This window comes from Paenibacillus amylolyticus, assembly GCF_047302515.1.
GTDB lineage: Bacteria > Bacillota > Bacilli > Paenibacillales > Paenibacillaceae > Paenibacillus > Paenibacillus amylolyticus_G.
The window spans coordinates 5272748-5290352 of the sequence record NZ_CP168019.1 but is presented as its reverse complement, the minus strand read 5'-3'; the positions used below and the strand labels follow the sequence as shown (position 1 = coordinate 5290352).

Genomic DNA, 17605 nt, shown 5'->3' with positions numbered 1-17605 from the left:
GCGCCCTGAAACGAGCTACTATGCTCGTGTGTTATTTACTCATCCACATGTTCAGTCACATATGACCAGCCATTACCTTTACCTTCTAATCGACTTTGTTCAAAAAAATCAATTCCATCTACTGTGATACTGACTGACACGAGTGATGGTTCATCTTTAACTCCATAAGGGACCTCTTCCTTTGAGTTATTTCCCAAATCTCCCCGTTACAGGAACCTGGCGGGTACCGGCCTCCATTGATCCTGAACACAGGGGACAGGCGGGAGGGCCCGATGATGCCTTCTTGGTTGCTTTTGAAGGCACAGCAGGCTTCTGTCTTAGCCACGCTTTACAGGTGGATGAACTGCACTTCCAGACCGCAACGGTCTCCGTACGCTCAGCATTACCTGAACCTGAAGTGTGCGACTGTGAACTGGAGGAACTCGCAGCTGTCTGACTCACACCCGGAGTGCTGAATGCCTTATGGTTGCGAATTTCACCACTGCCACGCCGTTCACCGAGGCGATCCTCGTCACGTTCGTTGTGGACCTCGAAGTCTCGACGGTCACTGTGGCTGATGGCACGACGCTGGGCCGCATCCCGACCTTCTGAACGTGCACCTGAGCCGGACGAGCGGGCATACTGTCCGTTGCCTTTACCATATGAAGCCTGACTGCTCGTCCGGCTCTCCTCACGAGGTTTGCGTTTGTCCGGTACTTCCATGCCGAAGGCTTCAAGCAGGAAGCGGGACACATCCGCTGGTTTTCCGTGATGACTTGCAGGTGAAGTAACATACAAGTACTGCTTGGCCCGTGTGATGGCAACGTAGGCAAGCCTGCGTTCTTCCTCCAGCGCCATGTCCAGTTCGGCATCTGTCTGCTGCATAGCAAGCGCAGCTTTCTGATCCTCGGGAATATCCTGGCGAAGTGCTGTACTGTGAGGCACAATGCCTTCACTGGCTCCGATCCAGTACACACAAGGGAACTCCAATCCTTTGGCCCGGTGAATGGTCATCAGCTGTACCGCGTCACTATCCTGTGCACGGCGCAAAGATTCCATCTCACGGTGTCTGCGGGACAGCTCATCCGCGAATTGAATGAACTCTTCTACCGTTTCGAATTTTTTGACGGCAGCTTCGAATTCATCGAGGGTTTCCAGCATCGTTTCCTTATAATGGGTGAAGATGCTGGGATCACCACTTTCCATATACTTGTCGTAGAACTGCCTGCGCATTTCCTGAATGGCGATGATGGGTTTTAGTTTGTGCAGTGATTTGATCAGCTTGATGCGCTCCTTGACCTGTTCCTGCTGGAACGGTTTCAGCTTGTCCCATTTCACCAGATGGATGAGCGGATATTTCTTCGCCTGTTGTTGTTCACAACGCTGAATCCACTCCAGACCCGCATCCCGTGATACATAGAGCGGACCCAGTGCACTGGGAAGAGCATCCATGGCTCGTGGATCAAGGGACAGACGCAGATGATCCATCAGGGGTCTGATGAGAGACTGGTCATAGAACACCGGAGAAGCACCATGCTGTACAAAAGGCACATCTTTCAACACAAGCTGCTCGAATACAGCCCGGCTGCTGCTTGCTGTCCGGTGAAGAATCGCAATATCACGATAGGTGTGTTGTCCTTCTTCAACCTGCTGGCACAGCTGGTTTACAACCCAAGCCGCTTCTTCCTCCGCATTGGAAGGTGTAGCGAAACGGGGCGCATCGCCGCGGTTTCCGGCGGCACGCAGCCGTTTGTCACGTCTGCGTTTATTGCGGGCGACCAGTTCACTTCCGAGTCCCAGGATGCGTGCATCACTGCGATAATTGATATCCAGCGTCACAATGCGTGCGCCTGGGTATACTTTATCGAATTCCAAAATCGATTCCTGGCGTGCGCCATTAAAGGTATAGATCGTCTGGTCATCGTCTCCCACAACCATCAGATTGCGGTGAGCGGAAGCCAGTTTTTGCACAATTTCATACTGTAGGTGGTTGGTATCCTGGAACTCATCGACCATAATGTACTGAAAACGCTTCTGAAGCGGCCCCAGAACAGCAGGGTCACGAAGCAGGGCGGCTGCCCGCAGTAAAATATCATCAAAATCCATTTTGCCCCGATCCTGTTTCCAGGCTTCGTAACCTAGCAGAACACGCTTGGCGTCGCGTTCTTCCTGTGACTTTTCAGGCAGGTCGGTTGTTTCCGATCCTTGCATCTTCCATGCGGACAGCATGGCCAGCAGACTTTCAGGCTGGAAGGCTTCACTCATGCCATTTTGGCGAAGAAGCATCTTCAGCACCGTATGCTGGGCTCTCGACTCGCCAAAGATCTCTTCCTGCACACCGTAATGACGCAATAATGTCAGCGCAAAGGAGTGGAAGGTGCGAGCCTGTACGGCTCTCGCGGCTGCCGGGCGTATGCCTGGCAATGCGGCGATCCGGTCTTTCATCTCGGTGGCTGCTTTGTTCGTGAACGTCACCAGCAGGATACTGCCTGCATGTACGCCGCTGACCTCTATGAGGTAGCCGGCTCTTGCAGCCAGTACAGTTGTTTTGCCACAACCGGCTCCGGCGAGCGTCAGAATCGGTCCTCTGCCGTGACGGACTGCCGAGATTTGTGGTGCGTTTAACTTGATGCCGGCCTCTTCCAGAGAACGAAAATAAAAGGCATCCTGTTGCTCATTACCCACGAGTTGCCGACTGGTCTCCAGCGGAGCAGACGGGGACTGGGGCAGGGACGCCGCCGGGGTAACCCCGAGCGGACGGGGGTAGAACGTTGAGTTCGGACTTAACATGTTTCATCCACCTCTGTATGCATTCAGGGATAGGACTATCCCGGCTAAAAGTAAACCATTTGCCCTTTTCACAATCGCATTGTAAATTGGTATGATAGAGTTAGTCGCCTAATCAGGCGGTTAAGTATGGTCAAAGCTTCATTATACCCGAACATATGGTCTTGACGAAAGCCCCCGATTTCATCCAGTATCGGTATAAAACGGGCACCTGCACGAGATTACGCAACTTTTTGGCATGATATCGTATAAGTTATATGCCTGAGCATTTTGCATGAAAGATGTAATATGCTAATTTACTACTAAATAGAAATGATAATATTGGTTTTGACGGGACAGAGGAGGAATGGTCATGAAACTGCTTCAGCGCATCAAAGACGGAGCGAACAAAGCAACAGAGCGTGCCCAACACGCCGTTGAGATTGGGAAACTGAACAACCAGATTGTGGGCTTGCAACAGGAACAGGAAGTCCATTTTACAGATATGGGTCGCATCTTCTATGAGGGTTATCGGGCACAGGATATGACGCGTGCAGAAAAAGAGATGGTGGATCTGTCGCAGCTCTGCGACGAATTGCAGGACGAGATTGATGGTCTGCGCAACAAGATTGCACAACTCAAGAACGAACGGTTGTGCGAGTGTGGACACGTCGCTTCCCTGGATGCCAACTTCTGCCCTAAATGCGGACGTAAGTTGGGTGAACTCAAGACAGCAGCGCCCAAAGTAGCAGCAGCAGGAGTTGCAGGAGCCACCACAGCCGCAAGACAGGAGGCAGCTGTAGCTCAGACCCCAACTCCAGAGCCGGACTTCTACGATGCGCCACCTGAGTTGGAACTGGAGGAAGACGAGCCGTACCATACGGTCATTCCGTCCATAGCGGATCTGGAAACGGAATCGGAATATAACAGTACGGAATTTACCCAGGAAGAAAAGGAAGCGTTTGATGCGGAGTGGGAACGTCGCAGAGATGAAGAGATGCAACGGGAACGTGAGCGTCAGCAAGAACTGGACGAACGCATCCGCTACTGGAAAGAAAACAACCCGATCGTGAACACGGTGGACGTACAGACCGAAGTATCACGCGAAATGGTGAATTGTCAGATTTGTGCAGCCGAGCTGCCCAAAGGGTCGAAGTGGTGCCCGCGGTGTGGTGCCGAACAGATCTGATCTGATGCAGTAGAAGCACTGCCGCATCAGTGTGAGGCAGTGCGGGTTGCTGACAGCATGGGGGGACGGGAATATGGACCAACTGCTGCATCATTTGCGTCATCTCGGGTTTACCGAGATGGAATCTAAAATTATGGTGGAACTCGCCCGTCAGGGATCAGCCTCAGGATATGAGGTTGCGAAGCGGCTGGGCGTGTCCCGTTCCAATGTATATGCGACCCTGCAACGGCTGGAACAGCGTGGATTCTTGCGGTGTAGTCCTGGGGAACCGGCGAAGTATAGTGTGCTGAAGCCGGAGGAGATGACACGTATGATCTCCGATCAAATGCGTACCTCGCTGGATTATGTCCAGAGCAGCATGCCCAAGAGTGAACCGGAGAAGCCTGTCTTCTATAACGTCGAAGGTGACAAGAATGTGTTTGAGAATCTGAGCCGTGAATTGGCCGAGGCTCAGCATGAGATTGTCGTAGACGTTTGGCGTGAAGAGGCAGAGTTGCTACGTAATGACTTACAGCAGGCTGAAGCTCGGGGTGTGCGGCTGTTATGGTCGTGTGATGGTGGCGAGGGCATGCTTGATCAGCCTGTCCCTTGGCCGGGTTTGCCTATGTATGGTACAGGTAATGGTCGGAAATTTTCCCTGGTGGTCGATCGCCGCTGGTGCATGTTAGGCATGCGCGGTGAATCATGCGCCACACAGGCACTAGTTACGGAGCATCCGGTAATGACCGGACTGCTGCTGAATCATTTTGCTCAAGAGCTGGTGTTGTACGAATTGGAACAGGATATGGGGGAGGAACTGGAGTCCCGCTATGGGCACCGGTACGAAGAACTCTCTGCGCGTTATTGGTCTTCTCCTTCAGGAGAGGGTGACCAGAGCTAGACAGATCGGCGACTAATTCATCTCTGATGGAGTGAACATGCCAGCACAAAGGTATCTATCTTGATGAAACGAATACGTATGTACATAAAGCAGGCGCTGCCCGAAGGCAGACGCCTGTTTGTGCTGGTTTGAGATATGACAGTGATGTTCGTCACAGCATCTGTTTCCAGTCAAGTCGATAGTAAAGGTATGAAGTTATGCTATTTTTGAGAAAATGAAGCTATGAACATTCGATTGAACTGGATCGGGTTGAACAGGATCGTACATGATCACTCTTTGGGCACGTGATATAGAGCTTCAAGCACATCCGTATAATAAGCTGTACCATGGGGTACAAATTCCGTTGCCCGAATCTCGCGAACGATACGTTCCGGTTCATCAGCTGCATGATCACTTAATGGGTCCTTATGACCGATGGAATGTGGCGGTGATGTCAACGGCTGAGTCTGAACTCCGGTAGCTTGAATGACGTCGATCTCATTACGAAACAAAGCGAGTAGATCATCCAGCGGCACTTCATACAGGCTATCCACCTCGCTAGGCTGCAGAACGTAGGCTTCGAGCGGCTGGTTCAGACATAATCCATAGACCGCGCTGAATTCCCGATCTATGAATGGGACACCACGCACCTCTCCTTGGAGCTGCTGTGTAGCCGTGAGTAGATAGGTTAGTGCCTCGAATGGAGTATAAACACCCAGTTCTTCCTCCAGCTCACGACTGGCGTCTTGCAGTTGTTCACCTGCGGTGAGATGACCTGCTGCTGTAATGTCATAACATCCGGGGAAGGTATCCTTAATATCACGCCGCCGCTGAAAAAGGACCCGTCGCTGCTCGCCTTTGTCACGCACGATCCAGCAGTGGAATGAACGGTGCCAATATCCTTTGGCATGGACCTCGCTGCGTAGTGAAGTGCCGATCCAATTTTGCTTATCGTCATAAATGTCGAAACGTTCTGGGGTCATGAAACGTATCTCCTTATATAGCAGATTTTAAAGTTCAAAATTTCACAAAGTATGTTTTAAACGAAAGGGGAACCATCGTATGGAATGCATTGTACACTTTCAGGTGATTTATCCGCAACCTCAGGAACGTAAAAGTCTTAGAGGACTTATATTTGTAGGGCAAGGTCAGGAACCGGCTAACAGTCAGTTAAGCAGCATGTTTAAGGATATGGGATTTAATGTACGTTTGGAAGATGAGGCCCAGTTGTTGTTCAAGCCAGTGGATGCTTCGGCAAACTTTGAATATATTCGTGTGACAGAGCTTGATACTGGAGAAGAAGTTTACAAAGAAGATAAAGATCTGAAGTCGATCCTGGAGCATTTGCTGCCACGCCGCTTCTAATTCATGAGCATGGCCGCGAATGAAATTCATGGGGGGAGCATATGTAATACATGTATGATAGGCACAAAAAAGGCCCCACCTTTACGGTGGAACCTTCAAACCTTTAAGCTACGCAACCCATTGTTAATCAAGCCCATATGGCTAGCTTTTCATACATAAACCCTAGCAAGTAAGAGGTTGTCCCCCGCATCAGGATTTAGATCCGTAATTCAACTCGGTGCGTCTTTAAACGTTCATTGTGATTATGCTAGAGCGCCGGTGCCTTCAGCTTCGAGCTCTGAAGTACAGTGCGAGCAGCGGGTAGCTGCGGCTGGAATTTCAGATAGGCAATACTTGCAAGCCTTGGTCGTTTTTTGCGGCTCGGGCTTTTTGTGTTCTTTGCTTTTGAGATAGTTGATGCCCTTCACAAGCATGAAGATACAGAACGCAACGATAAGAAAATCAATCATGACGTTGATGAACTGACCATAAGCAATCACAGTAGCCCCGGCTTCGTTGGCTTGAGCAAGTGTGGTGATCTCCTGTCCGTTTGCTGTTTTCATATCCCTATCCAGGTTGAAGATTTTCTGACTGAAGTCGATTCCACCCAGCAGTTTTCCAACCGGAGGCATGATGATATCATTCACAAGGGATGTGACGATTTTACCAAAAGCAGCCCCAATAATGACACCGACCGCCAGATCGATGACGTTGCCGCGGACGGCAAATTCCTTGAATTCGTTAAGTACGCCTTTCATGTTTGCATATCTCCTTTGATCATTCAATTCAAAATGTAGGCCGCGTTTCCATCCATTCTCCGTTCAGATCCGCGCTTCCGTTCTCATATTGTACATAAAAAACACATTCCAATCACCCCCTGTTTGCAAATTAAGACAAGTTTCCGCAACTTCCATGAAAATACTTCTTTATTTCACGCCGTCGATTCGGTATACTTCTAACATTGTCAGTTATGTTTAACCTTTTACATTCAGGTTCGCGATCATACATTGTAACGAATCATGGAGCCAAAAAATTAAATATGCCGTTACTCGTATATGTGCAGGAATAGGCCTGCATGTCTCTACCTGATCACCGGAATGATCGGACTACGGGAAAGATGTTGCAATGTTTTGTATGGTTGGCATGAGATCATTCTCAGACAGTTTGACTGAAGAGCAGGTTCAAGTGGCTTTTATCTGTTTTTGATTACACTGTTTAGAGTTTCTCACAACAGGAATGAACTCCTGTCATTCTGTCCATCCAGTACACTTGCAGCATCCATACGGCTTGTCCATATACGTACAAGTCCGTCTTTCCCGTCTCCGGTTATTCCGCAGCGTGTGAAAAGGCGGGCTTTTTGCTTTTTTACCATGCGATTGGAAGAGCATGTGGGATTCTGTGCGGAGGGCATTCAGGGGGAAGAATTACAATGCAATTGCTAAAAGACAAGGTAAGACAGGAAGGTATCGTCCTGTCCGAGCAAGTACTCAAAGTGGATTCATTCCTGAACCACCAGATGGACCCGGTTCTGATGAAGGAAGTAGGTAAAGAATTTATTCGCCGCTTTGAAGGTGAGAATATCACACGTGTGCTGACAATTGAGTCGTCAGGGATCGCACCAGGCATCATGACTGCGTTGGAACTGAACGTGCCGCTAATCTTTGCACGGAAGCAGAAGTCGCTCACACTGACGGAAGACATCCTGGTGGAGAAAGTCTACTCCTTCACGAAGCAGGAGACCAATGAAATTACCGTTGCCAAGAAGTTCATGAAGCCTGGTGATCGCGTGCTGATCATTGATGATTTTCTGGCGAATGGTGAAGCGGCATTTGGTCTGGCTCGCATTGTGGAGCAGGTTGGAGCCGAAGTGGTAGGTATCGGTATCGTTATTGAAAAAGCATTCCAGCCGGGAGGTCGCTTGCTGAAAGAAGCAGGATACCGTGTGGAATCATTGGTTCGCATCGGGGCACTGTCGGATGGACAGGTTACATTTGCGGACGAGGAGGGCACGAACTAATATGGCACGCGAACGTATTTTTCAGCGTCATCGGCATCCAATCAAAACGTTCTCCCTCGGACTACAGCATGTGCTTGCTATGTATGCAGGAGCCGTCGTTGTCCCATTGATCGTCAGCAACGCATTGGGTTTTACACAGGAACAACTAACCTATCTCATTGCCATTGACTTGCTCGCATGTGGTGTGGCTACACTGCTTCAGGTATGGGGAAATAAATATTTCGGCGTAGGGCTGCCTGTCATGCTCGGTTGTGCATTCCAGGCCGTGTCTCCGATGATCCTAATCGGGATGAACAGTGGGGTATCTGCCATTTACGGAGCGATTATTGCCTCAGGGCTGTTCGTATTGATCTTCTCCGGAATCTTTGGGAAGCTTATTCGGCTCTTTCCGCCAGTGGTTACGGGGTCGGTGGTTACGATCATCGGTTTAACCTTGATTCCCGTTGCTTTCCACGATCTGGGCGGCGGTCAGGGATCAGAAGATTTTGGCAGCGGAGTTAATCTCATGCTCGGCTTCGGCGTGCTGCTCTTTATCATTCTAATGACTCGTTTTACAACCGGTTTTATCCGTTCCATCTCAGTATTGATTGGTCTGCTTGTAGGTACGATTGCGGCAGGGTTTATGGGCGAGGTTAATTTTGCACCTATCCGCGATGCAAGTTGGTTCCACGTTGTTCAGCCGTTTTACTTCGGCAGACCGACATTTGAGATTGTACCGATCCTGACGATGATTCTGGTGGCGATTGTCAGCGTGGCCGAGTCCACAGGTGTATTTATGGCTCTGGGCAAAATCCTGGACAAGGACCTGTCGTCCAAGGATCTGGCGCGCGGTTATCGCGCAGAGGGTCTAGCCATTGTGTTAGGTGGTATTTTCAACTCATTCCCGTATACAACGTATTCGCAAAATGTAGGACTGGTACAGATGACACGTGTGAAGACACGTGATGTCATTGTAGTAGCTGGTGGAATCCTGGTGGTCATTGGATTTGTACCAAAAATTGCAGCCCTCGCACAGCTCGTTCCAGGGGCAGTACTTGGCGGAGCCATGGTGGCCTTGTTTGGCATGGTGGTATCATCAGGCATTCGAATTATCGGCAGTCAGGTCGATCTGAACCGACATGAGAATCTGTTTGTCATCGCTTGTTCTGTAGGTATGGGACTGGGTGTTACTGTTGTGCCTGAGTTGTTCGCAGGTGCACCGGCCTGGGCTCAGATTATGCTCGGTAATGGTATCATTGCAGGCAGCTTCACGGCGATCTTCATGAACCTGCTGTTTAATGGTCTTGGTACCAAGGAAACAGCCGCCAAAATGGCTGAACAACAGGCAGATGCCATCCTTGGAGAGACGGACAAGTCAGCTTAATTAGCCGAATTTGGCTAGGATTATCATCCAGCAGGATTGTTATGTTAACTGTTATAAATAGACGATTCACAAGATAAATAATGAATCAGGTTAATCATGGTGATATACAGCATGAATGGTTTATGATATACATCGTTTATGCTATGAATGTTCAATCGCATGAACGAATGAAAGAGACACTTTTAGATGCGAAACACCGAAGATACAGGCTCAATAGGAGTCGTGTCTTCGGTGTTTTTGTTTTGTTTAACTATGAAGAGCGGGGATTACAGATGACGCAGCTGTTTTTCTGCAAAATCGCCAACCCACGGCAGCTTCAACCATTTCCCCTGCAGGCTGGTAACGACCATAATAAGCCAGACCACTACACCAAGCAGGGATAACAGCGATGCCACCAGTGGTCCGAACAACGGAAGGAAAGCTGATAATACATGCCCGACCATAATGATGCCAAAGACCGTTACAGATTGCAGCGCATGAAATAACACGAACCGGCTCCGCTTCTCCACAGCGAGAAAGACAATCCCACCTACAAAGGTAAACAGATAACAAAGCATGCCGGCAATATTTTCATCCAGACCGCTAGACGATTTCATGGGGGACATCCGGTCCAGCCTCCTTTGACCTTTTTAACTAGGTTATGAGAGAGATGGACAGAACTGAACCGATGAATTTATTTGCCTGTGAACGGATGGGGATGCAACACGTAGGAAAAAGCAAACAGGGGCAGAGTAAGCCATTGTACAGCTTACTCTGCCCCTGTTGTCATGTACGATTAAACGTTGCTTTAAACGAAATCGTTATCCGCCCTCGATCTGTCTGCGAGGGTTTGTAATCTTGCCCATTTTATCGGTGTCGTTTTCTTTGGGAACCAACCGCTCATCGGTTCGTCCTTCGTGGTGATTATCATACGCATATTCGGTCAGTTTCCATTCCGACTTGCCAAGAACGGGATCGGCCGGGAAATGTTGCCCCCGGTGCAGATGTTCCTCACGTCCAGCTTCATTGATGTAAACTCCGTCTACTTCCACCTTTTCATGCGAAAGGGGCAGCATATCTTGTTCTTTGCGGTCCATGAGACGACGCCTCCTTTGGATACCAGTAATTTAACTGTATGGGTTGTCCGTGATAATATCCCCCGAATAGTTCGGTGTTATGCTGGATATATTAATTCCGTATAGAATGGTGGCAATCTTAACATATGATTCGGAATTAAACTTTTTGGGCATGAAAACCGTTATATTTATTAGAGGAAATCGTCAAGTCGTAAGATACTTCCGAATATGCTACAATAAGATTATGATTCATTCCGAATCATATCGGGTATTTATAGTGTCAGGTACTTGCTTTCTAGCGAGGTTCCCGACCTAAAGCTTGCTTTAAGCCGCGCACACAACTTCATGGATGGCATTTAAGACTTATTCGGCATTCTCTAAACGGAGCATTCACTTTCAACGTTTTGGGAGGGAATTACAATGGCAACGAAAGGTCACAATGAGGTCAAAGAAAGTTTGAGGGAAATGACTCGGATTTTCCGTCCTAAAGATCCAAAAAAATTCGTGAAGGAGTACGTGAGAAAATACCGGATTACGGGTGGATATGAGGAAGAATTGACTTCTGTGGTTGAGCATGAGCTTGTCAAGATGGATTCTTCCGTGTCCTGAAACAACACACAACTCTGATTATACTGTTCCGATAATGAATAGAACCGTCTCTCGGGCGATAAGCTCCGGCAGGCGGTTTTTTTTGTGTTCCTGCTGCATATATATGGGAGTACACCTACAGTGGGAAGGATGAATGCATGTGGACCCTATTTTGAAAACCAAAGAAGAGATTGGCTACATGCGGGAAGCAGGAAGGATTTTGTGGAGCTGTCACCAGCATATTGGGCAGTGGATGGTCCCTGGTATCACGACAGCAGAGATCAACGAGCGGGTGGAAGAGTTTCTCGCAGAACATGGGGCCACACCGGAGCAGAAAGGGTACAAAGGATATCCTTACGCGACTTGTGCCTCCGTCAATGAAGTGGTCTGCCACGGATTTCCTAGTGATGAGGTGCTGGCGAGCGGAGATGTGGTGACCATCGATATGGTGGTAAACAAAGATGGCTGGCTTGCTGACTCGGCCTGGACATATGGAATTGGTGAAACAAGCAGATCCATTCGCAAGCTGATGAGACGCACGGAGAAGGCACTTGAGCGGGCGATTGCCCAGGCAGTTCCAGGGAATACACTCGGAGATATTGGAAGTGCCATTGAACGAACAGCCAGATTGTATCGGTACGGAATCGTGAAGCCTCTCATTGGTCATGGGATTGGTCAATATATTCATGAACCCCCAAATGTGTTGCCTTATGGCAAACGCAGAACGGGCACGATGCTCACCGAGGGCATGGTTATTACGATTGAACCAATCTTTACAAAAGGCAGTTCCGGGGCCGTTGTGTGGGATGAAGATGGATGGACGGTAAGGACGGTAGATGGCAGCTGGGGGGTCCAGTATGAGCATACGGTTGCGATTACTGGGAATGGCCCCTTGGTTCTGACCGATGGCACGTGAGATGAAATCAGTGAAGAAGAGGACTTGAGTTGAACTTTCTCCGAAATGCTCCATGCTGTTTTGAGCTTGAAGATAGCGGTATGGAGCGATAGGCATGTCTTCTGAATGGATATGGAAGAGGTTTTCCATAAATTCTGATCTTTCTTTTGCATAATAGCACATGTTTTCATTGTGAGAAAAATCACCAATAAATCGAGTTTTATCACCGAAATTTGGCAAAAATTTTCAAATGTAGAGTGTAATACTTTTAACTGAAATCGTTTGCAAATCAAGTTGTAGAGCGGTTTTTTACATAAAGTGAACAATTTGTGAACATGTGTCCAAAGATTGACAAAATCATACCCTCAACTTATATTTAATAAGTGATTGAAGCATATAGAATGAATTGGAAGAATGCGCAGACATGCCCTGAGCAGGAAATCACGGGAGTACTGGAAGCGTTATTTTTCTAAGCGTTCTGTATGATGAAGAGGATTATGCGTATCGTGCTGAAACGTACCTTTTGTTGCCTTTCTACTGAACGACAACGGTAATCTACGAAAACGTAAAAAAGTGGGGTAGATCAATGATGAAACAGTGGCAGGTTGCAAAGCGAATTCTCCCCTTGCTGGCGGTGTTCTCTTTGCTGCTATCCGCATGCGGGCGGGAAGACTTGTCGGTAATGAAACCTCAGGGTCCTGTAGCGCAAGGCCAATATGATCTGATGAAGTTATCCATCGCGATTATGATCGTGGTGCTCATCATTGTATTTGCCATAGCGGCCTATGTTCTGATCCGGTTTCGTAGACGAGCTGGGCAGACTGAGATGCCCGAACAGGTTGAAGGTAATTTCAAGCTGGAAGTAATCTGGACAGCCATTCCGTTATTGCTGGTTATTGTTCTGGCAGTACCGACGGTCCAAACGATTTTTGCCCAAGGCGAAGATCTGTCCAATGACAAAAATGCACTTAAGGTCCAAGTCACCTCGCATCAGTACTGGTGGGAATTCACTTATCCTCAATATGACGTAACCACCGCTCAAGATCTCATCATCCCGACCGGAACAAAAATTGCATTCGAATTAAAAACCGCTGACGTGCTTCACTCCTTCTGGGTGCCGTCACTTGCGGGCAAAATGGACACAAACCCGGATGGAACACTTAACAAGTTCAGTTTCTCTGCACCGAATGAAGGCGTTTACCGTGGTAAATGTGCCGAATTATGTGGCAGATCGCATGCTTTCATGGAGTTTAAGGTAAAAGCAGTGAGTCAGGAATCCTTTGACAGATGGGTGAACCAGATGAAAGCACCCGCAGTCCTTCCTGAAGACACTCAATTGGCTGAAAAGTTCAAAACAAACTGCCTTTCTTGCCACGCTGTTGGTGATCAAGGTGGACCGGTTGCACCTAACCTGACGGGAATCGGCGGCAAGGAATCTGTCGCAGGCATTTTGCTGAATTCTCGCGAGGGACAGGAAGAAGGTAGTCCGGTACTGGATAACATGAAAGAATGGCTCCATGATCCACAATCCGTGAAGCCGGGCAATACCATGCCGAATCCCAAAGATCTTGGGTTGACGGATGAAGAAATCGACGGAATTGCCGAATATCTGGCCAACTACAAATTGGACTATGAATAGAACAGCAAGGACGAAGAAGGGGGTACACAACCTTGGCTCATGCGCATAGCGTCAAGAGGTACAGGGGCTTGATGGATTGGATCACCACCGTCGATCACAAAAAAATCGCCATTCTTTATTTGGTTGCGGGTGGATTTTTCTTTGGAATCGGCGGCATTGAAGCCATTTTGATTCGGATTCAACTGATGAAGCCTATGAATGATTTTGTATCGGCACAGGTCTTCAACGAATTGATTACAATGCATGGAACAACGATGATTTTCCTTGGTGTCATGCCACTTATTTTTGCCATTATGAATGCTGTCGTGCCTTTGCAGATCGGGGCACGGGACGTTGCTTTCCCGTTTCTTAACGCGTTGGGTTTCTGGACATTCCTGTTTGGTGGATTGTTGCTGAACCTGAGCTGGGTTATGGGCGGAGCACCGGATGCGGGCTGGACCTCATATACGCCGCTTTCGGGCAGTGAGTACAGTGGAACGCATGGTGTGGATTTCTACACCATCGGCCTTCAGATCGCGGGTCTGGGAACGCTCATCGGGGGCATTAACTTTCTCGCAACAATTATTACAATGCGTGCTCCAGGCATGTCCTACATGCGGATGCCGATGTTTACATGGACGACATTTATTACATCTGCCATTATCCTTTTTGCTTTTCCTGCCATCACGGTAGGGCTTGTACTTTTGACGTTTGACCGTATATTGGGAGCGAATTTCTTCGATGTTGCAGGTGGCGGTAACCCGGTACTCTGGCAGCACATCTTCTGGATCTTCGGGCACCCGGAAGTATACATTCTGATTTTGCCGGCATTTGGTATTATCTCGGAGGTTATTCCGACCTTCTCGCGTAAACGGTTGTTCGGATACAGCTCAATGGTATTTGCCACCATCCTGATTGCCTTCCTGGGCTTCATGGTATGGGCGCATCACATGTTTACAACAGGTCTGGGTAATGTAGCCAACGCGCTTTTCTCCATCTCCACGATGTTGATTGCCGTACCTACCGGGATCAAAATCTTTAACTGGCTCTTTACGATGTGGGGTGGACAGATCCGCTTTACAGCGGCAAACCTTTTTGCTGTTGGTTTCGTTCCAACCTTCGTTATGGGTGGTGTTACAGGCGTTATGCTGGCATCTGCTCCGGCAGACTTCCAGTTCCATGATACGTACTTTGTTGTAGCCCACTTCCACTACGTTATTGTAGGGGGACTCGTACTTGGATTGTTCTCGGGACTGCATTACTGGTGGCCGAAGATGTTCGGACGTATTCTCAGCGAAACACTGGGCAAATGGACGTTCTGGACATTTATGATCGGTTTCCAATTAACGTTCTTTGTACAGCATTTCCTCGGTCTGATGGGGATGCAGCGCCGGATCGTTACATACTTGCCGAATCAGGACTTTGACCTGCTCAATCTGGTCAGCTCCGTCGGTGCGTTTCTAATGGGTGTTGGGGTTATCATGTTCCTCGTGAACATCGTGATCACAATGAAAAAACCGGCTGGCGCGCCAAATGATCCGTGGGAAGACGGCCGTACACTGGAATGGTCTATTCCATCTCCGCCGCCGGAATATAATTTCAAGCAGACGCCGCTGGTACGCGGAATTGATGCATATTGGAAGGAAAAAATGGCAGGACATACGGAGATGACACCGGCAGAACCTGTAGGTTCGATTCATATGCCTTCAGCAACGCCGTTGCCGTTTGTAATGTCAGTGGGTATCTTTATCGCCGGACTTGGCTTGATGTTCAGCAATGATGAATTTGGTAATGCATTTATGAATGTCATTTTCAACAATTATATTGTAGTTATTATTGGTCTCGTAATCACATTTGGTGCAATGGCACTTCGTTCACTTTATGATGATCATGGCTGGCATATTGAACCGGAGGATCAGGATGAGAAGGGGGCTAGAACATGACAACCTCACATGCCGAACCGGTGAACGACAAATTGCCGCATGAACCGGAGAAAGCAACGCTGGAAGGCCGTAACAAGCTTATCGCCTTCTGGTTGTTCCTTGGCGGCGAAACGGTACTGTTCGGTACACTCTTTGCTACCTTCCTGGCTCTTCGTGGCCAAACCAATGATGGACCTACGGCGAATGAACTGTTCCACCTGCCACTTGTGGCCGCTGCAACGTTCATTCTCCTGGTCAGTAGTTTGACGAGTGTATTTGCGATTCAGGCCATGCATAAGGGCAAGCGAGATGCATTGGCGTTGTGGCTTGGCATCACGGTAGTACTGGGTATGGGATTTCTCACACTGGAAATTTACGAGTTCTACGAGTATGTGAAACATAAAGAGTTTGGCATGACCACGAGTGCATTCAGTTCAGCATTCTATACACTGGTCGGGTTCCACGGAGCCCACGTTGCTTTTGGTATTGTGTGGATCGGAATCATTATCGGTCAGCTGTTCAAAAAAGGATTGACGGTCGTAACCGCACCTAAAGTATACGTCTCCGCAATGTACTGGCACTTTATTGACGTGGTATGGGTGTTCATCTTTACGGTCGTGTACCTGCTCGGAAAGGTGGGGTAGCACATGTCGGCACAGGATAAGACAGATCAACAGCCTGTGAAACACCGTCACCGGACGGAAGGGCCACAGAAACACGTCGTGGTGTTTATCTTCTCCATTATTCTTACGCTGATTGCGTTTGCGGCTGCTTCTGCCGGAGGGGTCAACACAACCTTTATCATTATTATTTTGCTCGTCATGGCTATTCTTCAAGTATTTGTTCAATTGGGTTATTGGATGCACTTGAAGGACAAAGGGCACTTGATGCCGATTCTGTTCATGGCCTTTGGCTTTTTCGTAGCCTTTACGTGCATCATTATGGCACTCTATTGGGTCTGGTGGTAAAAGAGATGGCGGCGGCGCAATGCCGCCGTCTTTTCCCCTTTTTGGCGAATGAATCTTCACAAAGTAATGAAGGCAACAACCAAATCAGGTCACGGGGAGGTTTCCCGTATGCTCGGGTTGCAATATTTTAGCTTCAACGATTTATGGAGTCCGCTTATATTGGCTGTATTTCTGATCATTGCTGCGGCTTATCTGGTGCTTGTGGGACCGTTAAGCGAGCAAATAAAAGATGCAGAACCTGCGACTGCTGCACAGAAAATCATGTTTATTACAGGGCTGTTTGTCCTGTATCTGGCTCAAGCTGGACCCTTTAATCTGCTTGGTCACGTGATGTTTAGCTTCCATATGGTGAGCATGGCGTTCTCCTATCTGGTAGCCCCGCCGCTGATGATGAAAGGTTTGCCGATCTGGGTATGGCGCAGAATCGTGCGCTGGTTGCCTACACGCCAGCTATCGTTCCTGGCTCATCCGATCGTTGCGGCAGTGCTCTTTAACGGGCTGTTCTCGCTGTATCACCTACCGATTGTACATGATTACGTCATGCTGAATTTTACCGTTCACCGGTTGTATTATATTGCATTGTTCATCACCTCGATGCTCATGTGGTGGACATTGCTGAATCCGTTGCCAGAAGGCAGACAAGCATCGGGGTTATCCAAGATCGGTTTTATTTTTCTGAATATGGTACTGCTCACGCCTGCGTGTGGATTGATTATTTTTGCGGCCGAGCCGTTGTATCAGACGTACAGTAACCCGGCAGTATGGGCTGAAGCAATGCGGTATTGTGTGTCTGGAGATTCTACGGCGTTACTTCGCTCATTCGGTGGGCCTGCGTTCTTCAACTTCCTGTCTTCCGCGAAGGAAGATCAGCAGGTCGGTGGCATTGTAATGAAGTTTATTCAGGAAGGAATCTTTGCCTCCATGCTGGCTTATGTCTTTTTCCAATGGTATCGGAAAGAGAAGCAGGAAGATGATGATGATTCGTATCCTGCAGGGGGCGCAGGGGGGCCGCTCAATCCGGCTGCCAAATAATGAAGTAATG

General features: G+C 48.5%; 18 protein-coding genes and 1 riboswitch. Of the genes, 12 read left to right on the top strand and 6 right to left on the bottom strand.

Features of this window, described 5'->3' with window-relative positions; translation table 11 throughout:
* Window positions 1-186 precede the first annotated feature (186 nt).
* Complete coding sequence (locus ACDJ59_RS23050; RefSeq protein ID WP_413406066.1) at window positions 187-2769, bottom strand: UvrD-helicase domain-containing protein; 2583 nt, start codon at window positions 2767-2769, stop codon at window positions 187-189.
* A 349-nt stretch (window positions 2770-3118) separates the two neighbouring features.
* Here ACDJ59_RS23050 and ACDJ59_RS23045 point away from each other — a divergent pair, with 349 nt between their 5' ends.
* Both ACDJ59_RS23045 and ACDJ59_RS23040 read left to right on the top strand, forming a co-directional pair.
* Window positions 3119-3934 (top strand): zinc ribbon domain-containing protein, encoded by an 816-nt coding sequence (locus ACDJ59_RS23045; RefSeq protein ID WP_036613209.1) that lies wholly within the window; start codon window positions 3119-3121, stop codon window positions 3932-3934.
* A gap of 73 nt (window positions 3935-4007) precedes the next feature.
* Window positions 4008-4814: a TrmB family transcriptional regulator gene (locus tag ACDJ59_RS23040; protein WP_340937105.1), complete on the top strand. Its 807-nt coding sequence runs from the start codon at window positions 4008-4010 to the stop codon at window positions 4812-4814.
* Window positions 4815-5083: 269 nt separating this feature from the next.
* Here the strand turns inward: ACDJ59_RS23040 and ACDJ59_RS23035 are convergent, their stop codons facing one another.
* On the bottom strand, window positions 5084-5776 hold the full coding sequence (locus tag ACDJ59_RS23035) for an NUDIX hydrolase (protein ID WP_413406063.1): 693 nt from the start codon (window positions 5774-5776) through the stop codon (window positions 5084-5086).
* Window positions 5777-5855: 79 nt separating this feature from the next.
* On the opposite strand from ACDJ59_RS23035, the gene ACDJ59_RS23030 reads away from it, so the two are divergent.
* Window positions 5856-6158 carry a hypothetical protein gene (locus ACDJ59_RS23030; RefSeq protein ID WP_017690846.1) on the top strand — a complete coding sequence of 101 codons (303 nt, stop codon included), beginning with the start codon at window positions 5856-5858 and terminating at the stop codon, window positions 6156-6158.
* 242 nt (window positions 6159-6400) lie between these two features.
* On the opposite strand, the gene mscL is transcribed toward ACDJ59_RS23030, so the two are convergent.
* Both mscL and ACDJ59_RS23020 read right to left on the bottom strand, forming a co-directional pair.
* The gene (gene mscL, locus ACDJ59_RS23025) at window positions 6401-6895 is read right to left on the bottom strand and encodes a large conductance mechanosensitive channel protein MscL (RefSeq protein WP_413406061.1); all 495 of its coding nucleotides are present in this window, start codon (window positions 6893-6895) and stop codon (window positions 6401-6403) included.
* Window positions 6896-7166: 271 nt separating this feature from the next.
* Window positions 7167-7266: riboswitch (purine riboswitch) on the top strand.
* A gap of 96 nt (window positions 7267-7362) precedes the next feature.
* Window positions 7363-7509: a hypothetical protein gene (locus ACDJ59_RS23020; RefSeq protein WP_413406059.1), complete on the bottom strand. Its 147-nt coding sequence runs from the start codon at window positions 7507-7509 to the stop codon at window positions 7363-7365.
* A 57-nt stretch (window positions 7510-7566) separates the two neighbouring features.
* Here ACDJ59_RS23020 and ACDJ59_RS23015 point away from each other — a divergent pair, with 57 nt between their 5' ends.
* Window positions 7567-8154: a xanthine phosphoribosyltransferase gene (locus ACDJ59_RS23015; RefSeq protein ID WP_036613196.1), complete on the top strand. Its 588-nt coding sequence runs from the start codon at window positions 7567-7569 to the stop codon at window positions 8152-8154.
* A gap of 1 nt (window position 8155) precedes the next feature.
* Entirely contained in the window at window positions 8156-9517 is a 1362-nt protein-coding gene (locus ACDJ59_RS23010; RefSeq protein WP_413406057.1) for a nucleobase:cation symporter-2 family protein, read from the top strand.
* Between the two features lie 266 nt (window positions 9518-9783).
* Here the strand turns inward: ACDJ59_RS23010 and ACDJ59_RS23005 are convergent, their stop codons facing one another.
* Window positions 9784-10122, bottom strand: coding sequence for a DUF4870 domain-containing protein (locus ACDJ59_RS23005; protein WP_047840268.1), 339 nt, complete (start codon window positions 10120-10122; stop codon window positions 9784-9786).
* Window positions 10123-10317: 195 nt separating this feature from the next.
* Entirely contained in the window at window positions 10318-10593 is a 276-nt protein-coding gene (locus ACDJ59_RS23000) for a hypothetical protein (protein WP_036613189.1), read from the bottom strand.
* A gap of 399 nt (window positions 10594-10992) precedes the next feature.
* On the opposite strand from ACDJ59_RS23000, the gene ACDJ59_RS22995 reads away from it, so the two are divergent.
* The 7 genes from ACDJ59_RS22995 to ctaG all read left to right on the top strand — a co-directional run bounded on the left by ACDJ59_RS22995 (window position 10993) and on the right by ctaG (window position 17595).
* The gene (locus ACDJ59_RS22995; protein ID WP_017690840.1) at window positions 10993-11181 is read left to right on the top strand and encodes a hypothetical protein; all 189 of its coding nucleotides are present in this window, start codon (window positions 10993-10995) and stop codon (window positions 11179-11181) included.
* 133 nt (window positions 11182-11314) lie between these two features.
* Window positions 11315-12076, top strand: a complete 762-nt coding sequence (gene map, locus ACDJ59_RS22990) for a type I methionyl aminopeptidase (protein WP_413406054.1) — start codon at window positions 11315-11317, stop codon at window positions 12074-12076.
* 565 nt (window positions 12077-12641) lie between these two features.
* Window positions 12642-13694, top strand: coding sequence for a cytochrome c oxidase subunit II (gene coxB, locus ACDJ59_RS22985; protein ID WP_047840266.1), 1053 nt, complete (start codon window positions 12642-12644; stop codon window positions 13692-13694).
* 71 nt (window positions 13695-13765) lie between these two features.
* On the top strand, window positions 13766-15616 hold the full coding sequence (ctaD, locus tag ACDJ59_RS22980; protein WP_370511460.1) for a cytochrome c oxidase subunit I: 1851 nt from the start codon (window positions 13766-13768) through the stop codon (window positions 15614-15616).
* Entirely contained in the window at window positions 15613-16239 is a 627-nt protein-coding gene (locus ACDJ59_RS22975; RefSeq protein ID WP_413406052.1) for a cytochrome c oxidase subunit 3, read from the top strand. Before ctaD ends, ACDJ59_RS22975 begins: the two co-directional genes overlap by 4 nt.
* Window positions 16240-16242: 3 nt before the next feature.
* Window positions 16243-16563 carry a cytochrome C oxidase subunit IV family protein gene (locus ACDJ59_RS22970; protein ID WP_036613178.1) on the top strand — a complete coding sequence of 107 codons (321 nt, stop codon included), beginning with the start codon at window positions 16243-16245 and terminating at the stop codon, window positions 16561-16563.
* Window positions 16564-16671: 108 nt separating this feature from the next.
* The gene (gene ctaG / locus ACDJ59_RS22965) at window positions 16672-17595 is read left to right on the top strand and encodes a cytochrome c oxidase assembly factor CtaG (protein WP_340901843.1); all 924 of its coding nucleotides are present in this window, start codon (window positions 16672-16674) and stop codon (window positions 17593-17595) included.
* Window positions 17596-17605 lie beyond the last annotated feature (10 nt).